Below are 20,731 nucleotides of genomic sequence, written 5' to 3'. Positions count from 1 at the left end.
CCGGCAAGTTGCGCGAAAGGAACCCGCAGATGTACTTTTCCACCGATCCCCTCCCGAAACACGCGCGCTCCCTTCCGCTGTTCAAGACGCTGTTGTGCTTCGCCTGCGTGGCGATCCTGCTGGTCAATGGTATTTTTCTACTGCGCAACCTGGATGGCCTGAAGGCCGCGAATTCCCTGCAAGACCAGACTACCAAGGTCACCGACGAGCTGCAGCATTTGAACCTGCTCGTCACCGACGCCGAAAGCAATCTGCGCGGCTATTTTCTCTCCGGTTCACCGAGTTACCTGGGCACCGTGCAGGGTGCGCCGGCCCAGATCGACACCCAGTTGCGTAAACTCGGCGTGCTGCTGGCCGACAATCCCTCGCAGCAAAAGAACCTGGCCCAGCTGCGCGCGCTCGTCGAGCGCCAGCTACGCATGATGAACGAGGCCCTCACCATCTACCGCGACGGCGGCCTGAAGGAAATTCTCACCATTACCGGTGCGCCCAGCGAAGGCGACAGCGACGAGAGCCGCCTGCAGGTCGTGATCATGCTGAGCGAGCAGAACGAGTTGCTGAACGCGCGCAGCGCCGCCTTTTATGGCCAGTACCGCCATGCGGTGATCCTGGGCCTGGGCATCAATGCCGCGGCGATCGCCGTGCTGCTGCTCTTCTACCAGCTGGTGCAGCGCAGCTTCACCGCCCGTGCTCGCGCCGAGCACGCCCTGCAGCTGGCCAACGAGCAGCTCGAATCGACGGTGGCCCGCCGTACCGAGCAATTGTCGGTGCTGTCGCGCCACCTGATCCATGTGTCGGAAGAAGAGAAATCGAAACTGGCGCGCGAATTGCACGACGAAATGGGCGCGAACCTGACGGCCATCGGCCTCGACCTCGCCAGCCTCAGCGAAGAATTGCGCGGCAGCCGGCCGGACCTGGCCCCGATGCTGGCGCGTGCCCGCGCGACCCTGGTCGACACGGTGCAATTGAAACGCCGCATCGTCGAGGACCTGCGCCCGAGCCTGCTCGACAACCTGGGCCTGGCCGCCGCCCTGCAGAGTTATTGCGAAGATTATGCGCGGGTGACAAGCCTCGATTGCGACGTGCTGATCGACGGCGAAGTCGACTCGGCCGGCTCGATGCATGCGATCGCGCTGTTCCGCATCGTGCAGGAGTCGCTCAACAACATTGCGAAATATGCGCAGGCGCGCAGTGTGATCGTGCACCTGGCGCGCGAGGACGATTCGCTCGCGCTCGAGGTGACCGACGACGGCATCGGCATCGCGCCGGACGCGATCACGCGTCCCAAGTCGCATGGCTTGCTGGGCATGCGTGAGCGTGCATTGCTGCTGGGCGGCAAGCTCGACGTCGAACCGGGGGTGAACGGGGTAGGGACCTGCGTGCGGGCCCGGATTCCGGCGCCGATCGCGCCTGGAGGGAATATTGCCTTGGTGCCGCCGAGCCCATCGCCGGTCCTGCCGGCGGTGGGGAACGACGATCTGGGAAGGTTTGCTGCTTAAACTTCGAGCTGTTTCCTGATACTTTGCAGTGATGCCGCCGTGCGTTGAACGCGTGGGCGGCGCCTACGTAGGCGCCACGCAGACAATCAGGTGGAGCCGACCACCTTACCGTGCCACGTCCATCAGCAGGCGGTCGTATTCGGTCTTGGCGACCTTGTAGCATTCGCCTGCGTACTCTTCCAGGCCAGCACGGTCGAGCACGGTGATGTTGCCGCGGCGGTACTGAATCAGGCCTTCATCCTGCAGCTTGCCGGCGGCGGCCGTGATGCTTTCGCGACGCACGCCGAGCATGATGGAGATGAGTTCCTGGGTCACTTTCAGCTCGTTGCCTGGCGAACGGTCCAGGCGGTCGAGCAGCCAGCGGCAGAGTTTCTGTTCGATCGAGCTGTGGCGGCCGCCAACGGCGTTCTGGGCCATCTGGGCGAACAGGGCGTTGGTGTAGCGCATCAAGAGCTGGGGCAGGGCGCCGCCGCGGTTGAATGCATCACGCAGGTACTGGGTCTTCAGGCGGTAGCCGTAGCCGGCGCTCTGGACCACGGCGCTGCACATGGCGCGCTCGCCCATGAAGAGCGACACGCCGACCACGCCTTCGTGGCCGACCACGGCGATCTCGGTCGTGGCGCCGTCTTCCATCACGTAGAGCAGCGACACGATTGAAGTCGTCGGGAAATACACGTATTCCAATTTGCTGCCATACTCGAACAGTTCCTTACCGAATGGCATAGGGACCAGTTCCAGGTGCTCGAACAGGGTTTCCAGGTCTTGGCGGGGGAGGGCTGCCAGCAGTTCGTTTTGCTGGGTGCCGCTGAAACTGACAACTGGACGGGACGCCGCTTTGATATCCTCTTTGGTCGAAAGAAGCTGGTTGACCGATTGTGCTTTTTGCGTGACACCACCGAGTTGAGCGTTGTTCATTTTCTGTCCTCTTATCTAACGTACTGCATGGAGTGCGACTCTTGGAGACTGTGTTGACAATGTCTTAATCGCGATGTGTGTACGATAATGGTTCCGTCTGTTGCCGAACATAAGATTAGGGGTTGCCCCCATGTAGGCTGTATGCATGGTGTCGTGTCAGTCCAGTCCTACTAGGAAAGATGCTGAAAATCAGGCCTTTTCCCGGGCTTTTCTTCTCAAGAAGCAACTTTTTCCGCATAATGGCCGTTCTCTCAGCCATTTTTCTTATGTCCAGCGCATGCATGTCCTACTCGTCGAAGACGACGCCGTCCTTGCCGACGGTCTGACCCGCACCCTGCAGGGTCACGGCATGCAGGTCGAACTGGCCAGCGACGGTCTCCAGGCCGACCTCCAGTTGCAGCGCAATCCCCCGCAAGTGGCCGTGCTCGACATCGGCCTGCCCGGTATCGACGGCTTCGAGGTCGTGCGCCGCCTGCGCGCGCGCGGCGACACCACCCCGGTCCTGCTGCTGACCGCGCGCGACGCCGTCGAAGACCGGGTGCGCGGACTCGAGACCGGCGCCGACGACTACCTGGTCAAACCTTTCGCCACGCCAGAACTGGTGGCGCGCATCCGCGCGCTGGGGCGCAGGAATGCGCCCAAGACCGGCATCCTCCTGCTTGGCAACCTGGTCTTCGATTCCGGCGCGCGCCGCGCACGCATTGGCGAGCGACCGCTGGAACTGTCGGCGCGCGAGTGGGCCGTGCTCGAATACCTGCTGCAGCAGGCGGGCAGAGTGGTCTCCAAGCAGCAGATCATCGACACCATTGCGCCCTGGGGCGAAGACCTGACCCTGAATGCGGTCGAAGTCTATGTCTCGCGCCTGCGCCTGAAACTCGAAGGCGCGGGCCTCGCCCTGCGCACCATCCGCGGTTTCGGCTATCTCCTGGAAGCGGCGCCGGCCGCATGAGCGGCATTCCCAGCATTCGCCTGCGGCTGCTGAAGTGGCTGGTCGGGCCGATCCTGGTCGTCAACCTGGGCGCCGCCGCGCTGACCTACCTGCTGGCCTGGACGCCGGCGCAACTCGCCTTCGACGAAGGGCTGCGCCAGGATGCGGCCGCGCTGGCCGCGCGCGTGCGTAGCGGCGGGGCTGGCGCGCTGCAGACGGTGGCGTCCGACAAGGGCGCCGGCGAGGCCAGCTGGGCCGCCTTGCACGATGGCGCCGGGCGCCTGCTGGCCGGCACGCCACAGCTTTCCGCGCCGCGGCGCACGGGCCTGCTCGATGCCCGTCTCGACGGCGAGCCGGTGCGGGTCGCAGTGGCCGAGGCGGGCGAGGGCATGCGTGTCAGCCTGGCGCGCACCACGCGCGCGCGCCAGGGCGTGCAGGCGGCCATCGTGCGCTCGCTGGTGCTGCTCGAAGTGCTGTTCAGCCTGGCGCTGGTGGGCCTGGTCTGGTTCTCGGTCGGGAATGGCTTGTCTCCGCTGGCGCGCCTGCGTGCGCGGCTCGATGCGCGCGGCAGCGCCGACCTGGCCCCGCTCGACGACGCCGGCATGCCGCGCGAACTCTTGCCGGTGGTCGGCGCCTTCAATGCCCTGCTGGGCCGGATCGATGCCGGCGCGCGCGCCCAGGACGAATTCCGCGCCAACGTCGCGCACCAGCTGCGCACGCCGCTGGCCGGGCTGCGCCTGCAGCTCGAATGGCTGGCCGCGCGCCACGCCGGCGATCCCGAGACCCGCCGTTCGCTCGATCTGATGCTGGGCGCGAACGAGCGCATGATCCGGCAAACGAATCAGCTGCTGTCGCTGGAGCGCGCCGAGCCGAACCGCTTTGCGCGCGCGCGCCTGGCGCCGCTCGACCTGTCCGACCTGGTCGCCGAAAGCATCCAGGCTTTTGTGGAGCAGGCCGCCAGCCGCGACATCGACCTCGGCTTCGAGCTGGCGCCGGCCCGGGTACAGGGCGACCGCTTCCTGCTGCGCGACCTGGTCGACAACCTGGTCGACAACGCCCTGCGCTATACGCCGCGGGGCGGGCGCGTCACCGTCGGCTGCGCCGCGCTGGCAGGCGGTGGCAGCATGCTGCGCATCGAAGACAACGGCCCCGGCATCCCCCTCTACCAACGCGAAAAAGTATTCGAGCGCTTCGTGCGGCTGGACGAGGGCACCCATGGCAGCGGCCTGGGCCTGGCCATCGTGCGCGACATCGCCAGCCTGCACGGCGCCGAGCTGACGCTGTCCGATGCGCAAGGCGGCGGAGCCGTCTTCACGGTGGCCTTTCCCTGAGTAGACTCGACTGTCAGCTTCCTGTCAGCATTTCCTCAGGGTAATGCAAGCTTCCTGCGGTATTATTCTCCCAAGGCAACTTTTATTTCCGGCGCGATGCTTCCAAGCGGCGCGTCCCATCTTCGGGAACCGACATGAAACCTCAGGCTGGCTTCACGCTCATCGAACTCATGATCACGGTCGCCATCATCGGCATCCTGTCCGCGATCGCCGTGCCCACCTACGGCAGCTACGTCCTGCGCACGCGCCTGACCGATGCCTATTCCGCCCTGGCGGGCGTGCAGCCGGCGCTCGAGCAGCACTGGTCGAATACGAATTCCTACAGCGGCTTTGCGGCGCTGCCGGCGAACACCGACAACTTCAGCTTCAAGGTCGAGAGCGCGACCGACACGGCCTACACGATCAGCGCGACCGGCAAGAACGCGACGCTGGGCTTCGTCTTCACGATCGACCAGAACGGCCAGCGCGCCACCACCGGCGTACCGAGCGGCTGGGCCACGAGCACGAAATGCTGGGTGCGCGACAAGAGCGGTCAATGTAGCCAATGAGGCAGCCAATGAGGCAGCCAATGAGGCAGGCAATAAGACCAGGCATGGGTAAGCACATCGACCGCGGCTTCACGCTGCTCGAAGCCCTGATCGCGCTGGCGATCCTCGGCATCGTGCTGTCGATCGGCATGCCGCGCATGGCCGAGTGGATCTACGCCAGCAAGGTCGCCGCCGCCGGCCAGTTTTATGCCGAAGGCTTTGCGCTCGCACGCAACCAGGCCCTGACCCAGAACGGCGTCAGCCGCCTGGTCCTCAGCAAGAACGCGGCCAATGGCCAGTACGACTGGCAGATCGACGTCTGCTTCCCGCGTTCGGACGAACCCTGCAACGACATCAGCACCAACTGGTCGAGTGCGGCCGCTCCGGCCACGCGCGATCCGCTCGGCGCGGCCAACGGCTTCAAGTCCCTGCAGCGCAGCGCAGAAGCGCTGCCGCCGGCGGCCGACCTGGTTCCGTCGATCGGCCCGGAGGGTGCGAATGCCGTCTATTTCACGCCGGTCGGCTGGGTCGATCCGGCCATCGGCCCGCGCATCGAGCGCCTCGCGCTGACCCCCAGCAGCAAGCATGCGGCCGCGGCCCGTCCGCTTGCGCTCGTGCTGACCATGGCCGGGAATGCCATCCGCTGCAACCCGCTCGCCGCAACCACCGATCCGCAAAGGTGCCCGCCATGACCTCCCGCCCCATGCCTCGCCCGCCGCGCCGCCTCAAGCAGCGCCAGGGGGGCGTCGCCCTGCTCGAAGCGCTGATCGCCGCCGTGCTGCTCGCGATCGGCCTGCTCGGCACGATCGGCCTGCAGGCGCGCGCCTATTCGGCCCTGTCGGAAGCGAGCATGCGCGCCGAGGCGACGATCGCGGCCGAACGCCTGCTCGGCGTGATGACGACCGATTCCGAGCGCCTCTCTGATTACGCCCTGGCCAGCGGCGGCACGCCCGGCGCGCGCCTGACGCCGTGGTACGACGCCACCCGCAAGAGCATCCCCGGCGCGAAGGTGACGGTGACGATCGCCAACGGCACCGGCGGCGGCGCGGCCACCGTGACGGTCGCGATCAGCTGGCAGCGCAAGGCCGGCGACCCCGCCAACACGCACACCGTGCGTGCCACCATCTAGGAGCGGACATGGGCATTTCTAGCGTCCGTATGCGGGGCTTCTCGGTGGTCGAACTGCTGGTCAGCCTGGCCGTCGGCATGCTCGCGCTGGTATTCGCCACGCGCCTGATCACCGGCTCCGAACAGAGCAAGCAGTCGGCGCTGGGCAGCTCGGACTCGATGCAGAACGGGATGCTGGCGATGTTCTCGATCAGTAACGACGCCCAGCAGGCGGGCTTCGGCCTGAACGACCCAATTATCATCGGCTGCAACACGCGCTTCAACGACAGCGAAGGCTATGTGCTGGCCGGCGCGCCGCGCGGCGCCGCCACCGTGCGCCCGCTGGCGCCGGCCGTCATCGAGTCGAACGGCAGCGCGCCCGACGTCATCTCCCTGTATTCGGGCAGCTCGCCGACCGGCACCGGTACCTTGCGCGTGGTCACCGACTACTTCGGCGGCACCCTGGTCAACGTCGACCGGGTACCGTCCTATGGCTTCAACCTGGGTGACGTGGTCGTCGTGGCGCCGGAAAACCGCGGCGGCGACTGCGCGCTGGCACAGATCTCGGCGCGGCCGGGCGCGGCGGCCCAGGTGAACGTGGGTGGCGGCACCGATTTCCGCTTCAACTCCGGCGAACTCGGCATCAATTTCAAGGGCGGCAAGACGCGCCTGTTCAACCTCGGCCCGGCCGCCTCGCTGTCGCTGCATACCTGGTCGGTCGCCAACGGTTTCCTGCGCCTGCGCTCGACCGACATGGCCGGTTCGGCCGCCACCCCGGCGACGGTGGCCGACAACATCGTCTCGATCAAGGCGCAGTACGGCTTCGACACCCGCACCGGCAGCGCCTTCGACAACCGCAAGGGCCTGAAGATCGGGACCTGGTCGCCGCAGATGATCAATGCCGACGGTGACGGCGAGACCGGCGGCGCAGGGGACTACGAGCACCTGGCGGCGCTGCGCATCGCCGTGGTCGCGCGCAGCAAGACGCGCGAACGGCCGCCTGCCGGCGCCGCCTGCAGCACCACCACCAACAAGCCGGTCGTTTTCGCCAGCAAGGAGCCGGAAGGCGTGACGCCGGTGCCGATGACGGTCGACGTGGCGGTGGCGGGGGACAGCGCGGACTGGCGCTGCTACAGCTACCGCGTTTTCGAAACCATCGTCCCGCTGCGCAACGCGGGCTGGAATCCATGATGAAGCGTCCATCCTCCCGTCCGTTCGCGCGGCAGGCCGGCATTGCCCTGCCGGTCATGCTGGTCATCCTGCTGGTGATGCTCATTTCGAGCATCTACCTGCTCAAGTCGAGCAACACGACCACGCTGACGGCCTCGAACCTGGCCTACGATGCGGCCCAGAGCCACGCGGTCGACCAGGGCCTGAACGAGGCCTACAAATGGCTGGCCGCCACCTCGTCCTCGACCAGCCAGCGCGCGCTGCTCGACATGAACGCGGCGAATCAAGGCTACGTGGCCACCTACGACCCCAGCCAGGGCGTGCGCAATCCCGCGTTCTGGGTCGGCGCCAAGGTGGTGACCGTCGGCGACAAGCGGATCGAGTACGTGATCCACCGCATGTGCCTGCTGGCGCTGCCCTACAACGACAAGGACAACACCTGCGTCCAGACCACCGACAACCCGCTCGCGGCCGGCTCGCCGCTGGCGCCCGGGTCGAGCATGGTGATCACCACGCCGCGCTACAACGGCGTGCCGCGCGTGCACTACCAGGTTACGGCGCGTATGGATGGCGCGCGCGGCGGCAACGTGGTCAACCAGATGATGGTGCTGATCGGCGGCTGACGCCGCGCACCGAACCGAGGCCCTTGCGGCCGATGAATGGATACACGATGGATCGTCTCATGAACCGCATTCTCTCCCTGCTCGCGCTGGCCCTGCTGGCGTCGGCGGCCCAGGCCGGCCCGACCGCGATCGCCCAGCTGCCGCTCCTGAACATCACCGGCACCGGCACGGTCAAGCCGAACCTGATGCTCCTCTACGATAACTCGGGCTCGATGACCAGCACCTTCACGCCCGACTACGTGGACGACAGCACCACCTGCCGCTCGCGCGCGACGATGAGCGGCGGTACCAAGGCCTGCCGCATCGGCGACCCGCCTTTCGCCAGCGCCGACTTCAACAAGCAGTACTACAACCCGAAGGTGCGCTACCTGCCGCCGGTCACCAGCACCGGCCTGTCCTTCGACTCGATGACGCGTGCGAACACGACCGGCTGGACCTCGGTCACGACCGACGGCTTCAACGTCAACAACACCGACCTGCTGGGCAATAACGTCGACAAGACCAACCTGGTCACCGGCTTCCCCGACCTGCGCTGGTGCGACGGTAGCAGCTGCGGCACCAACACCAGCGGCTACGCCTATCCGAACGACGTGCGCTACACGGCGCAAAGCTTCACCGCCAATCCCTACTACTACACGATCAACGTTGCCGAGTACTGCACCGACAGCACGCTCACCAACTGCCGCGTCACCGCCGTCAACGCGCCGGCACCAAGCGGTTACCCGGAACCGGCACGCGTGCGCTGGTGCGACAGCCGCGCCCTGACCAATTGCCAGGCCAAGTACGTCGGCAATTTCAAGTACCCGCGCTTCTCCGACCCGAACCGCAATCCGGACTGGTACGGCACCATCACCATCGGCGCCTCGAGCACGACGATCTCGATGAAGATCAACAGCGTCACGGTCGTCGAGCCGAACGGCAGCTTCACCCTTACCAACACGGCCGTTACCGCCAGCAGCGGCACCAATACGACGACCAAGCAGGCGGCCCTGGCCAACGCGCTGGCCGCGTCGATCATCGCCAGGACCGGCCTCGCGGCCCAGTACACGGCTTGCGTGAAGACGCCGAGCGTGACCGGCGTGCCGGCCTGCTCGAGCTTCGGCATCACGCTCGAGAGCACCAGTACGGTGGCCGTCGTGCCGATCAACTGCCCGGCCGGTACGACCAGCAAGGCGGTCGGCCCCTGCACCCTGGCTTCCGACGGCAGCCGGGCAGGGCGCGACCTGATCGTTTCCTCGGGCACCTCGGTAACGGCGCTGCTGAGCGTCAGCGGCAGCACCAATCCGAACAAGAACCAGGTGCTGTCCGGCCTGTCGCTGGGCGGCACCCAGCTGTTCTCCAGCACCCTGCAGTTCTCGAAAGGCGTCAACGCCGGCAGCGTCGCGACCGCGATCAAGAACAAGGTCGGCACCAATGGCAGCATCAAGGCCTATATCGGCGGCACCAGCAACACCTCGCCACTGTGCGAGGCGGCGGGCAGTAACGTCGTCTGCCTGATTACGACTGCGCTCGATGCGGAAGGCGACAACATCGCCCTCGGCTCGCTCTCGAACAATACGGCCAGCAAGACCACCTACCTGAGCTTCGGCGCCAGCACGGCCAGCACCGACGGCGTGCCGACCTCGGTCACGCCGCTGGGCGCGTCGGTCTTCGTCCGCACCGACATCGTGTCGACCCGCACCAGCTACCCGAAGGCCCCGGCGCGCAGCGACTGCGCCGGGTCGACCTGCACCTATGACGAGGAGATGACCAACTTCGCCAACTGGTACGCCTATTACAAGACGCGCAACCAGATGATGAAGACGGCCGTCGGCCAGGCCTTCCAGCCGATCGGCAACAATTACAACGTCGGCATCGTGTCGCTGTCGGTCGCCGCCGCCGAGGGCACGATGAAGGCGCCCAAGGTTTTCGAGGGTTCGGCCCGCAGCAGCTGGTACAGCTCCCTGTACGGCATGTCGACCAGCGGGTCGACCCCGATCCGCCAGGCCCTGCACGCGATCGGCAAGATGTACGCCAACCGCGCGCCCTACAACTACAGCGCCGGCAACGAGGTAATCCAGTTCCCGTGCCAGCAGAACTTCACCTTCGTCACCACCGACGGCTACTGGAACGGCGCCGCCGCCGCCGACGTGGTCAACAACGACAACAAGGAGAGCTCCGCGCGCTTCTGCTCGCGCGCCAAGGGCTGCGTCGACCCGAGCGAACAATCCCTGAATTCGCTGGCCGACGTCGCCCTCTACTGGTACAACGGCGGCTCCAACGACAAGGTCGCCTCGCTGCGCGATTCGCTCGAGAACTGGAGCGAACGCGACGGCCTTGTGGCGGCCGCCGCCGGCGAGAACACGCGCCTGCACATGAACACCTACGCGCTCGGCCTGGGCGTGGACGGCATCATGAACTACGAGCCGAAATACGATACCGCGCCGACGCCGGGCGGCGACTTCCACAAGCTGATCACGGGCGTCACCAGCGGCTGCCCGTGGAATGGCGGCGGCGCCTATGTCTGGCCGAACCCGATCACCGGCGAGGAGTCGGGCAGCGCCACCTACCAGTCGCGCGTCGACGACCTGTGGCACGCGGCCATCAACGGCCACGGCAAGTACTTCAGCGCATCCGACCCGCTGCAGGTGATCGACGGCCTGCGCTCGGCCCTGTCCAACATCGAGGTCAAGATCGGCGCGGCCGCCGCGGCCGCCACTTCGACCCCGAACGTGTCGCAGTCCGATAACGACATCTTCGCCGCCACCTTCACCACGGTGCGCTGGTACGGTGAACTGCAGGGCAAGAAGATCGACGTCCTGACGGGCGAAGTGCTGCCGAAGGTGGAGTGGAACTCGTCGGAAATCGTCGGACGCAAGGTGAGCGCGGCCGCCGATACGCGCCGCATCCTGATGCTGGACGTCGAGAACGGCGGCCTGAAGGACTTCGCCTACGCGGAAATGACGCCGGCCGAGCAGGCCTGGTTCAGCAACAAGTGCAGCCTGCTCGCGCAATGCCCGACCCTCGACACCGCCCAGCGCAAGATCGTCGACAGCGGCGAAAACATCGTCAACTGGCTGCGCGGCCAGCAGCAGTACGCCAACGACACGCTGCTGCGCGCCTATACCAAGACGGCGACCATCCCGGCCGGCCTGGCGGCGCCCTTGCCGATCGTGCTGGGCGATATCGCCTCGTCCAAGCCGGCCTACCTGCGCGACCCGCGCAAGGCCTATACCGAGTCTTCCTACTTCGACTACCAGCAGGACAACCAGGACCGCCAGCCGACTGTCTTCGCGGGCGCCAACGACGGCATGCTGCACGCTTTCAATGCCACCACCGGCGAAGAGATGTGGGCCTACGCGCCGCGCATCACGATGAAGAAGCTGTACGCGCAGGCAAGCACCACGTATTCCACCAGCCACCAGTTCACGGTCGACGGCTCACCCGAGGTGGCGGACGTGAAGATCGGCGACAAGTGGCGCGCGGTGCTGGTGGCCGGCCTGAACGCGGGCGGACGCGGTTACTACGCGCTGGACGTGACCGACCCCGCCAATCCGGTGGCCCTGTGGGAACTGTGCGCCGATCCGGCCGTCTGCAGCGGCATCAACTACGACGCCGACATCGGGCTGAGCTTCGGCAGCGCGCAGATCGGCGTCTGGAAGGACGGCGCGGGCGTGCAGCACTGGGCGGCCTTCCTGTCCTCGGGCTACAACAACGTGCCGGGCACCGACGGCGTCGCCGGCGGCAGCGGCAAGGGCTATGTCTTCGTGGTCGACATCGCCACCGGGGCCGTGCTCGCGAAGGTGAGCACCGGTTCGGGCGACACCACCACGCCCTCGGGCCTGGCGCGCATCTCGGCCATTTCCGAGAACCCGCACACCGACCCGGTGGTGACCTACGTGTATGGCGGCGACAACCTTGGCCAGATGTGGCGCTTCGACTTCACCGACTACAAGGCCGGCGCCAAAGTGCTGAAGATGGGCGACGCCGGCGTCAAGCAGCCGATCACGACACGCCCGGAAGTCACCATGTGCCAGGTCAACGGGATCGCCGCCGACGGCACCGAGACCAGCGCCGTGCACCGCGTCGTCGCCTTCGGCACCGGCCGCCTGCTCGACCTGGCCGACATCGGCAACAGCGACGTCCAGAGCGCCTATGTGCTCAAGGATTCGGGCACGGCGATCAGCTCCGCCCAGTGGCGCTCGAGCACGATGGCGAAGCAGAGCCTGGCGAAAGTGGCGAACACCAGCACGGCCTACACGATCAACGGCGTGAAGGTCGACCTGAACACCCAGCAGGGCTGGTATGTCGACTTCAACCAGAACAGCGGCGAGCGCGTCAACCTCGACCCGCAGGTCATCTTCGGCACCCTGAACATGGTGACCAACATGCCGAGCTCCTCGTCGAGCTGCAAGGTGGGCGGCACCAGTAACGTCTACCAGGTCAACGTTTGCACCGCCGAGCCGCTCACCTCGCTCACCGTGGACGGCCCCAACGGCACCACGAGCCAGGTGATGGTGGCCGGCCAGACCCTGTCCAACGCGGCGGCCACGGTCGGCTCGATCATCATCACCACCCCGAAGGGCAACGGCGTCCAGATCACGACCGATGCCGGCGGCGGCATGGATTCGAATGCGGTGCGCAATGCGATCTCGCCGCCCGCCTCGCGCACCGGCTGGCGTCGCGTGCGCGAATAAAGGCGGGATCCAGCAGGGCCATGCGGCCGGGCGGGAGCAGGAATGCTCCCGCTAGGTGCGCATTCAATTCACACGGGCGGCCCGGGAATCGGTAAAATCGAGGGTTTTCTTCATCTGGGCCACTGGGGCTCGACTATGTCCAACGATCCTGACATCCTTGCAACCGAAGACATGGGCGACGCAAGCGCCCCTGCAACGACCCGCGCTCCCGCCGCGATCGCACGCGAAGTGGCGCGCCGCCGCACCTTCGGCATCATTTCCCACCCTGACGCGGGCAAGACCACGCTGACCGAGAAGCTGCTGCTGTTCTCGGGCGCGATCCAGCTCGCCGGTACCGTCAAGGGCCGCAAGAGCGGCCGCCACGCCACCTCCGACTGGATGGACATCGAGAAGCAGCGCGGCATTTCGGTCGCGTCCTCGGTGATGCAGTTCGAGTTCCGCGACCACGTCATCAACCTGCTCGACACGCCGGGCCACCAGGACTTCTCGGAAGACACCTACCGCGTGCTGACCGCCGTCGACTCGGCCCTGATGGTGATCGACGCGGCCAAGGGCGTCGAGGCGCAGACCATCAAGCTGCTCGACGTCTGCCGCATGCGCAACACCCCGATCGTCACCTTCATGAACAAGCTGGACCGCGAAACCCGCGATCCGCTCGAACTGCTCGACGAACTGGAGTCGGTGCTGAAGATCGAATGCGCGCCGGTGACCTGGCCGATCGGCATGGGCAAGAACTTCCGCGGCGTGTATCACCTGCTGAACGACACCATCATGCTGTTCAAGGCCGGCGAAGAGAAGGCCGACGGCGCCTTCGAGATCATCAAGGGCATCGACAACCCGAAGCTGGCCGAGATGTTCCCGCTCGAGATCGAGCAGCTGAAAATGGAAGTGGAACTGGTGCACGGCGCCAGCCACCCCTTCGACCTCGAGCGCTTCCTGGCCGGCATCCAGACCCCGGTCTTCTTCGGTTCGGCGATCAACAACTTCGGCGTGCGCGAGATCCTCTCGGCGCTGGTCGACTGGGCCCCGGGCCCGCGCGAACGCGACGCCACGGTGCGCGCCGTGAAGCCGGAAGAACCGAAGTTCACGGGTTTCGTGTTCAAGATCCAGGCCAACATGGACCCGGCCCACCGCGACCGCATCGCTTTCCTGCGCGTGTGCTCGGGACGCTTCGACAAGGGCATGAAGGTCCGGCACCTGCGGCTTGGCAGGGAGGTCAAATTGTCCTCGGTGGTGACCTTCATGGCCTCCTCGCGCGAGCAGGTGGAAGAAGCCTATGCGGGCGACATCATCGGCCTGCCGAACCACGGCAACATGCAGATCGGCGACAGCTTCTCGGAAGGCGAGATGCTGACCTTCACCGGCATCCCGTACTTTGCCCCGGACCTGTTCCGCACGGTGCGCATCCGTAATCCGCTGAAGGTGAAGCAGCTGCACAAAGGTTTGCAGCAGCTGGGCGAGGAGGGCGCGGTGCAGGTGTTCAAGCCGGTGCTGGGTTCGGACCTGATCCTGGGCGCGGTCGGCGTGCTGCAGTTCGAAGTGGTCGCGAGCCGCCTGCTCAACGAGTATGGCGTGGACGCCGTGTTCGAATCGTCGAGCATCAGCAGTGCGCGCTGGGTGTCCTCCGACGACAAGAAGGCGCTGGCGGACTTCGAGAACCAGCTCGGCCATCAGGTCGCCTACGACGCTGCCGGCAACCTGGCCTTCCTGGCTACCTCCGGCGTCAACCTGCGCCTGACCCAGGAACGCTGGCCGAAGCTGACCTTCCACGCGACGCGCGAGCACGCGGCGAAGCTGGCGTAAGCCGGCTTCAGAAGAAGAAAAGGGCCGGCTGCATGCCGGCCTTTTTCATTGCCCCGCCGCTTGTTCGATCGCGGTGACGAGCTGGTTGGCGACCGTGCCGTCGGCCTGCGTCACGCGCAGCTGAACCGGCAGCCAGCCGCGCTGCGGCGCCAGCCAGACTTCGACGCGGGCTTCGCCGGCCGGCGCCAGCTGCAGGAGGTGCACGGCTGCGAGCGCACCAAGCGGCGTCTCGAGGTTTTCCCGGCCAACCACCTGCCAGCGCGCGATCCGTGCGCCGCCGCTGCCCGCGACCACGATGTCGATCGTGTCCTGCACCTGGTCGGGGTCGGCCATGCCGATGCCGGCCAGCTGCAGCAGCACCGAGGCGCGGTCCTGGCTGCCCTGGGTCAGCGCTTCGCTGGTGTTGACGCCTTGTTCGATGCGTCCCTCGGCGCGGTTGAAGCGGGTGATCTGCGCGCCGCCGGCAGGACCGGCTTCGCGGGCCTCGTCCGGGGCCAGGCCGGCGTCGTCCTCGCCGCCGGTGCTGGCCAACGCGCCGAGCACGCCGTCCAGGCGCAGGCGGTAGCTGCCGCCGCTGCGTTCCCATACCAGTTCGGCGGACTCGCCTTTTGCCGGCGGCTGTCCGGGGGCGCCGCGCGTCACCGCATAGACGACGCGCGAGGACGGCGGCAGTTGGACGCGGTAGCGGCCCGGCATTTGCACCGGTGCGATGCCGGACGTGGCGCCGGAGGAGGGGGCGGACCTGCTCATGTCGGACCCGCCGCCAGGCAGCAGCGGCTGCATGGCCGGCAGTTCGGCCCGTGGTGGCGCGGGTGACGGAGCGGGCGCCGATGCTTGTGTGGCTTCTGCCATGGGCGCCTGCGCCGCCGCCGTCTGCGCGGGAGCCGCAGTCTCGCGCACCAGGCGCAGCGCGATCGGCGCGCCGACCTCTACCGGGGGCGGCGCCACCAGGGCATCGATCAGGGCAATGGCAAGCAGGTGCAGCAGCAGGGACAGCCCGCCCAGCGCCACCAGGCGCCGGTGCCGGGCCAGGTGGACGGCAATTTTCATTGCGCTAGTGTACCGGTCTGTCTGCAATTGTCCACCTTCGGGATGGTGTTGACGCCGCTCAAACGCATGGCCGGGACGATGACTTAGATTGGTCGAATGCATTAAAGAAATATCGAGAAATAGCGCGCGTTGTCGACTTGCGAGGCCATCATGCACACGTCAGAAGCTTTCCCCGCCGCGGCCATGCCTGCCGCATCGTTTTTCTTCATGGAGGGGCGCTGAGATGCTATCCCGCCTGAAGATCGGTCCCAAGCTCCTGCTGGCGCCAGGCGTCGTGCTGGTCCTGCTCCTGCTGCTGTCCTGCGGCGCCTGGTATGCGATGGTGCGCCAGAACGCTTCGCTGGACGACATCGTCGGCAAACGCGCGGTCCACATGCGCGCGGCCAGCGACCTGGTGTTCACGGCCCAGCGCGGCCATGCCGAGATCTACCAGCTGCAGACCTGGATCGGCGGCAGCTTCCCGAAAAGCCGCATCGAGCCCCTGATCCAGGACATCCACCGCCAGCACGCGCTGACGACATCCGGCCTGCAGCGCCTGGCCGAGATGACGCCCGCTGGCGGCGAGGAGCGCGCCCTGGTGGAAGGCGCGGCATCGGCCTACGCGCGCTACGTCCAGGCGGTACGCGACGTGATCGAAATCGCACGCGACGACCAATCGATCAGCGCGAATGCGACGAGCAAGGCGGAAAGCGCCTTCGCCGACGTTGCCCAGCGCCTGAACGCACTGTCGCAGCTGGAGCAGTCGCTGTCGCAGGCGGCGTCCAGCAGTGCCGAAGCGGAGTTCCGCGCCATGGCCTGGCTGATGCCCTGCGTGATCCTGCTGGCGATCGCAGTCTCGCTCGGGATCACGGTCGCCGTGCGGCGCACCCTGCTGGCCGAGATCCGCGGCATCGGCGCCGCCGCGGTGGACCTGGCCAGCGGCGACCTGACCGTCAAGGACCGGGTCTACGGCAACGACGAGATCGCGGAAACCTCGCGCGCCCTGAACGCCAGCATCCGCAACCTGAACGGGACCCTGCGCACCATCCTCGAATCGGCACGCTCGATCGGCTCGGCCTCGCGCGACCTCGCGCTGGGCAACCTGAACCTGACCACGCGCGCCGTGTTCCGCGCCAGCTCTCTCGAGCACACGGCGTCCTCGATGCAGGAGCTGGCGGCCACCGTCAACCTCACCGCGGACAGCGCGCAGGCCGCCAACCTGCTGGCCGCCTCGGCCTCCAACGTGGCGCAGCAGGGCGGCACCGTGGCCGAGCGCCTGGTGACGACGATGGAATCGGTGAAGGGCAGCGCCTGCCGCGTGGGCGAAATCACCCAGCAGATCGACGCCATCGCGGTGGAGACCGGGACACTGGCGCTGAACGCGGCCTTGGAAGCGGCACGCGGCGGCGAGGCGGGGCGCGAGTTCGCGCTGGTGGCGGGCGAGGTGCGTTCGCTGGCCCTGCGCACCGGCGCGGCGGCGCGCGAGATCCGCGAGCTGATCAACCAGTCGGTGGCCGAGATCGAGGGCGGCACGGCCTTCGCCGCACAGGCCGGCACCAGCATGGCGACGATCGCCGAATCGGTGCAGCAGGTCGGCGACATCATCAACCAGATCAGCACGGCCAGCCTCGAGCAGGCCAGCGGGCTGTCGGAAGTGAACGAGGCGATCGTGCAGATGGACCAGGTCACGCAGCGCAATTCCTCGCTGGTGGAAGAGGCAGCCGAGGCGGCGCGCACCCTGCAGATGCAGGCGCTGACGCTCTCCAAGGCGGTGGCGACCTTCCGCCTGGACGAGGCGATGCTGGCACCCGAGCCGTCCCAGCCGTCGAGCGTGGCCGAGATCGACATGCGCGACGTGTTGAAGGACGGGCGGCGCGATGCCAGCATCGCGCCGAAGGCGGAGCGGCGCAAGTCGCCGCGGCCGCATTTGCGCCTGGCGTCGCGCAAGGATTCGTAAAAGACGTTTCGACCGTCAGGCGCCGTACCGCGTGCGCACAAGTGCGCACCCTACGGTGCGGTAGGGTGCGCACTCGTGCGCACGCCGTCGTACCCACGCGCTGCCCCACCGTCCTTTAAAACGACAACGGCGGCGCAGGGATCGCTCCCCACGCCGCCGTTTAATTCACCGATGAACGATTACTCGTAATCGCTGATCGGCGCGCAACCGCAGAACAGGTTACGGTCGCCGTACACGTTGTCGGCACGGCCGACCGGCGGCCAGTACTTCTTCTTGCGCAGCGAGGCCACCGGGAAGGCCGCCACTTCACGCGAGTAGGTGTGCTGCCAGTCGTCGGCGGTCACCACTTCCGCCGTGTGCGGCGCGCCCTTGAGCGGGTTGTCCATCTTGTCGTACTCGCCGCGCTCGACCTTGACGATCTCGGCGTGGATCGTGATCATCGCCTCGATGAAGCGGTCGATCTCGACCTTCGATTCCGACTCGGTCGGCTCGATCATCAGGGTACCCGGCACCGGGAAGCTCATGGTCGGGGCGTGGAAGCCGAAGTCCATCAGGCGCTTGGCCACGTCTTCGTTGCTGATGCCGGTCTTGTCCTGCAGCGGACGCAGGTCGATGATGCACTCGTGCGCGACCAGGCCGTCGTGGCCGGTGTACAGCACCGGGTAGTGCGGCGCCAGGCGGCGCGCGATGTAGTTGGCGTTCAGGATCGCGGTTTCGGTCGCATTCGTCAGGCCTTCCGCGCCCATCATCGCGATGTACATCCACGAGATCGGCAGGATCGAGGCCGAGCCGTAGGCCGCGGCGCTGACGGCGCCGATGCCGTCTTCGCTGCGCACGTAGCCTGTCGAGCGCTGGTTCGGCAGGAACGGGGCCAGGTGGGCGCCGACGCCGATCGGACCGACGCCGGGACCGCCGCCGCCGTGCGGGATGCAGAAGGTTTTATGCAGGTTCAGGTGGCTGACGTCGCCGCCGAAGGCGCCCGGCGCGGCCACGCCGACCAGCGCGTTCATGTTGGCGCCGTCGATGTAGACCTGGCCGCCGTGCGAGTGGATGATCTCGCACAGTTCCTGGATGCCTTCCTCGAACACGCCGTGGGTCGATGGGTAGGTCACCATCACGCAGGCGAGGTTGGCGCTGTGCTGCTCGGCCTTCTTCTTCAGGTCCGCCAGGTCCACGTTGCCATTCTCGTCGCAGGCCGTGACGACGACCTGCATGCCGACCATGTTGGCCGATGCCGGGTTGGTGCCGTGGGCCGACGACGGAATCAGGCAGATGTTGCGGTGGCCTTCGCCGCGCGACTGGTGGTACTTCTGGATCACCAGCAGGCCCGCGTATTCGCCCTGCGAGCCGGCGTTCGGCTGCAGCGAGATCGCGGCGTAGCCGGTGACGGCGCACAGCATGTCTTCCAGCTGGGCGATCATCTCGCGGTAGCCGACGGTCTGGTCGTCTGGCGCGAACGGGTGGATGTTCGAGAACTCGGGCCAGGTGACCGGGATCATTTCCGAGGTCGCGTTCAGCTTCATCGTGCACGAGCCGAGCGGGATCATGGTGCGGTCGAGCGCCAGGTCCTTGTCGGCCAGGCCGCGCAGGTAGCGCAGCATTTCGTGCTCGGCGTGGTAGCGGTTGAAGGTCGGGTGAGTCAGGAAGGCGCTGGTACGGGCCAGGGCTTGAGGGAAGGCTTCAGCCGCATCCTTGTCGAGCGACTCGACGTCCGGGACTGCCTGGCCGTTGGCGAAGATCGAGAACAGCAGGGCGAGGTCTTCGCGGGTGGTGGTCTCGTCCAGCGACAGGCCGACGTGCTGGTCGTCGACGCGGCGCAGGTTCACGCCTGCCTCGTTGGCAGCGGCGTGCAGCTCGGCGGCGCGGTCGGTCTTGATCGTCAGCGTGTCGAAGTACGTGGCGTTCGCCAGTTCCAGGCCCAGCTGCTTCAGGCCGGTCGCCAGGATGCCCGTCATGCGGTGCACGCGCCGGGCGATGCGGGTCAGGCCTTGCGGGCCGTGGTAGACCGCGTACATGCCCGCCATCACGGCCAGCAGCACCTGGGCGGTGCAAATGTTCGAGGTCGCCTTTTCGCGGCGGATGTGCTGTTCGCGGGTCTGCAGCGCCAGGCGCAGGGCCGACTGGCCCTGGGCGTCGACGGTGACGCCGACCAGGCGGCCCGCCATCGAACGCTTGAATTCGTCGCGGGTGGCCAGGTAGCCGGCGTGCGGGCCGCCGAAACCGAGCGGCACGCCGAAGCGCTGGCTGTTACCGACGACCACGTCCGCGCCCCATTCACCCGGCGGCGTGAGCACGGTCAGGGCCAGCAGGTCGGCGGCGGCGATGATCATCGCGCCGGCGGCATGCAGCTTCTCGCAGGCGGCGCGGTAGTCGCGCACTTCGCCGTTCACGCCCGGGTATTGCAGCAGCACGCCGAAGCAGGTCTCGTCCAGCTTGTCGATGTCGCTTGCTGCGATGGTGCGCACTTCGACGCCGATCGGCTCGGCGCGCGTCTTGATGACTTCCAGGGTCTGCGGCAGCACGTCGTCGGCCACGTAGAACACCTTCGAGGCCGACTTGCCGACGCGCTGGATCAGCGTCATCGCTTCGGCGGCGGCCGTGCCTTCGTCCAGCATCGACGAGTTGGCGATGCCCATGCCGGTGAGGTCGGTGATCATCTGCTGGAAGTTCAGGATCGCTTCCAGGCGGCCCTGCGAGATCTCCGGCTGGTACGGGGTGTAGGCGGTGTACCAGGCGGGGTTTTCGAAGATGTTGCGCAGGATGACAGGTGGCGTGTGGGTGCCGTAGTAGCCCTGGCCGATGACCGACTTCATCACCTTGTTCTTGGAGGCGATGCTTTTGAGCTTGGCGAGGGCGGCCTGCTCGGGCAGCGGTTCGAAGAACTGGCCCAGGTCGAGCTTGTCCTTGCGGCGGATGTTGGCGGGAACAACCGCGTCGATCAGCGCGGCGCGCGATTCGTAGCCGAGGGTCGACAGCATCGCGGCTTCCTCGAGCGTCGATGGGCCGATGTGGCGCGGGATGAAGGAATCGCGGGCTTCAAGTTGGGTGAGGCTGGTGCGGGTCATGGTGGTGGCCAAAAAGAGAAGACGGGTGGACGGGCAGGGCCGGCCGGACTAAGAGGGGTATGTGGGGATCGCAGCCCACGGCGCAAGCTGCGCGCCGCAGG

At 66.8% G+C, this 20,731-nt stretch carries 14 protein-coding genes; 11 read left to right on the top strand and 3 right to left on the bottom strand.

Annotated elements, in window-relative coordinates:
* Nucleotides 1-29 precede the first annotated feature (29 nt).
* Nucleotides 30-1,499, top strand: a complete 1,470-nt coding sequence (locus C2862_RS17535) for a CHASE3 domain-containing protein (protein WP_136221429.1) — start codon at nucleotides 30-32, stop codon at nucleotides 1,497-1,499.
* A gap of 105 nt (nucleotides 1,500-1,604) precedes the next feature.
* Here C2862_RS17535 and C2862_RS17530 read toward each other — a convergent pair whose 3' ends face one another.
* Nucleotides 1,605-2,414 carry a Crp/Fnr family transcriptional regulator gene (locus C2862_RS17530; RefSeq protein ID WP_136221428.1) on the bottom strand — a complete coding sequence of 270 codons (810 nt, stop codon included), beginning with the start codon at nucleotides 2,412-2,414 and terminating at the stop codon, nucleotides 1,605-1,607.
* Nucleotides 2,415-2,691: 277 nt separating this feature from the next.
* Between C2862_RS17530 and C2862_RS17525 the strand changes: the two genes are divergently transcribed.
* The 9 genes from C2862_RS17525 to C2862_RS17485 all read left to right on the top strand — a co-directional run bounded on the left by C2862_RS17525 (nucleotide 2,692) and on the right by C2862_RS17485 (nucleotide 14,579).
* Complete coding sequence (locus tag C2862_RS17525; RefSeq protein ID WP_136221427.1) at nucleotides 2,692-3,363, top strand: response regulator transcription factor; 672 nt, start codon at nucleotides 2,692-2,694, stop codon at nucleotides 3,361-3,363.
* Nucleotides 3,360-4,673 carry a sensor histidine kinase gene (locus C2862_RS17520; protein WP_307723556.1) on the top strand — a complete coding sequence of 438 codons (1,314 nt, stop codon included), beginning with the start codon at nucleotides 3,360-3,362 and terminating at the stop codon, nucleotides 4,671-4,673. Before C2862_RS17525 ends, C2862_RS17520 begins: the two co-directional genes overlap by 4 nt.
* A gap of 134 nt (nucleotides 4,674-4,807) precedes the next feature.
* Nucleotides 4,808-5,221 (top strand): type IV pilin protein, encoded by a 414-nt coding sequence (locus tag C2862_RS17515; protein ID WP_136221426.1) that lies wholly within the window; start codon nucleotides 4,808-4,810, stop codon nucleotides 5,219-5,221.
* Between the two features lie 44 nt (nucleotides 5,222-5,265).
* The gene (locus C2862_RS17510; RefSeq protein WP_168710101.1) at nucleotides 5,266-5,892 is read left to right on the top strand and encodes a Tfp pilus assembly protein FimT/FimU; all 627 of its coding nucleotides are present in this window, start codon (nucleotides 5,266-5,268) and stop codon (nucleotides 5,890-5,892) included.
* Nucleotides 5,889-6,329, top strand: a complete 441-nt coding sequence (locus C2862_RS17505) for a hypothetical protein (RefSeq protein WP_229467488.1) — start codon at nucleotides 5,889-5,891, stop codon at nucleotides 6,327-6,329. The genes C2862_RS17510 and C2862_RS17505 overlap by 4 nt, the downstream gene beginning before the upstream one ends.
* 8 nt (nucleotides 6,330-6,337) lie before the next feature.
* Entirely contained in the window at nucleotides 6,338-7,498 is a 1,161-nt protein-coding gene (locus C2862_RS17500) for a PilW family protein (protein ID WP_136221424.1), read from the top strand.
* On the top strand, nucleotides 7,498-8,100 hold the full coding sequence (locus C2862_RS17495; RefSeq protein WP_136221423.1) for a hypothetical protein: 603 nt from the start codon (nucleotides 7,498-7,500) through the stop codon (nucleotides 8,098-8,100). The genes C2862_RS17500 and C2862_RS17495 overlap by 1 nt, the downstream gene beginning before the upstream one ends.
* A gap of 59 nt (nucleotides 8,101-8,159) precedes the next feature.
* Nucleotides 8,160-12,776, top strand: coding sequence for a pilus assembly protein (locus C2862_RS17490; RefSeq protein WP_136221422.1), 4,617 nt, complete (start codon nucleotides 8,160-8,162; stop codon nucleotides 12,774-12,776).
* A 135-nt stretch (nucleotides 12,777-12,911) separates the two neighbouring features.
* Nucleotides 12,912-14,579: a peptide chain release factor 3 gene (locus C2862_RS17485; protein WP_136221421.1), complete on the top strand. Its 1,668-nt coding sequence runs from the start codon at nucleotides 12,912-12,914 to the stop codon at nucleotides 14,577-14,579.
* Between the two features lie 45 nt (nucleotides 14,580-14,624).
* On the opposite strand, the gene C2862_RS17480 is transcribed toward C2862_RS17485, so the two are convergent.
* Complete coding sequence (locus C2862_RS17480) at nucleotides 14,625-15,629, bottom strand: DUF3108 domain-containing protein (protein ID WP_136221420.1); 1,005 nt, start codon at nucleotides 15,627-15,629, stop codon at nucleotides 14,625-14,627.
* Between the two features lie 223 nt (nucleotides 15,630-15,852).
* Between C2862_RS17480 and C2862_RS17475 the strand changes: the two genes are divergently transcribed.
* The gene (locus tag C2862_RS17475) at nucleotides 15,853-17,565 is read left to right on the top strand and encodes a methyl-accepting chemotaxis protein (RefSeq protein WP_136221419.1); all 1,713 of its coding nucleotides are present in this window, start codon (nucleotides 15,853-15,855) and stop codon (nucleotides 17,563-17,565) included.
* A gap of 179 nt (nucleotides 17,566-17,744) precedes the next feature.
* Here the strand turns inward: C2862_RS17475 and gcvP are convergent, their stop codons facing one another.
* Nucleotides 17,745-20,630: an aminomethyl-transferring glycine dehydrogenase gene (gene gcvP, locus C2862_RS17470; protein ID WP_136221418.1), complete on the bottom strand. Its 2,886-nt coding sequence runs from the start codon at nucleotides 20,628-20,630 to the stop codon at nucleotides 17,745-17,747.
* Nucleotides 20,631-20,731: the final 101 nt, after the last annotated feature.

This window comes from Massilia sp. Mn16-1_5, assembly GCF_004798585.1.
In the GTDB taxonomy this organism is placed as follows: Bacteria; Pseudomonadota; Gammaproteobacteria; order Burkholderiales; family Burkholderiaceae_D; genus Telluria.
The sequence above is the reverse complement of the archived record's forward strand: the minus strand, read 5'-3'. Positions and strand labels throughout refer to the sequence as shown.

Coding starts and splice junctions, on each gene's coding strand:
- C2862_RS17500 (WP_136221424.1), top strand. CDS start 6,338: ATGGGCATTTCTAGCGTCCGTATGCGGGGCTTCTCGGTGGTCGAACTG.
- C2862_RS17505 (WP_229467488.1), top strand. CDS start 5,889: ATGACCTCCCGCCCCATGCCTCGCCCGCCGCGCCGCCTCAAGCAGCGC.
- C2862_RS17530 (WP_136221428.1), bottom strand. CDS start 2,414: ATGAACAACGCTCAACTCGGTGGTGTCACGCAAAAAGCACAATCGGTC.
- C2862_RS17525 (WP_136221427.1), top strand. CDS start 2,692: ATGCATGTCCTACTCGTCGAAGACGACGCCGTCCTTGCCGACGGTCTG.
- C2862_RS17490 (WP_136221422.1), top strand. CDS start 8,160: ATGAACCGCATTCTCTCCCTGCTCGCGCTGGCCCTGCTGGCGTCGGCG.
- C2862_RS17495 (WP_136221423.1), top strand. CDS start 7,498: ATGAAGCGTCCATCCTCCCGTCCGTTCGCGCGGCAGGCCGGCATTGCC.
- C2862_RS17520 (WP_307723556.1), top strand. CDS start 3,360: ATGAGCGGCATTCCCAGCATTCGCCTGCGGCTGCTGAAGTGGCTGGTC.
- C2862_RS17510 (WP_168710101.1), top strand. CDS start 5,266: ATGGGTAAGCACATCGACCGCGGCTTCACGCTGCTCGAAGCCCTGATC.
- C2862_RS17485 (WP_136221421.1), top strand. CDS start 12,912: ATGTCCAACGATCCTGACATCCTTGCAACCGAAGACATGGGCGACGCA.
- C2862_RS17480 (WP_136221420.1), bottom strand. CDS start 15,629: ATGAAAATTGCCGTCCACCTGGCCCGGCACCGGCGCCTGGTGGCGCTG.
- gcvP (WP_136221418.1), bottom strand. CDS start 20,630: ATGACCCGCACCAGCCTCACCCAACTTGAAGCCCGCGATTCCTTCATC.
- C2862_RS17475 (WP_136221419.1), top strand. CDS start 15,853: ATGCTATCCCGCCTGAAGATCGGTCCCAAGCTCCTGCTGGCGCCAGGC.
- C2862_RS17515 (WP_136221426.1), top strand. CDS start 4,808: ATGAAACCTCAGGCTGGCTTCACGCTCATCGAACTCATGATCACGGTC.
- C2862_RS17535 (WP_136221429.1), top strand. CDS start 30: ATGTACTTTTCCACCGATCCCCTCCCGAAACACGCGCGCTCCCTTCCG.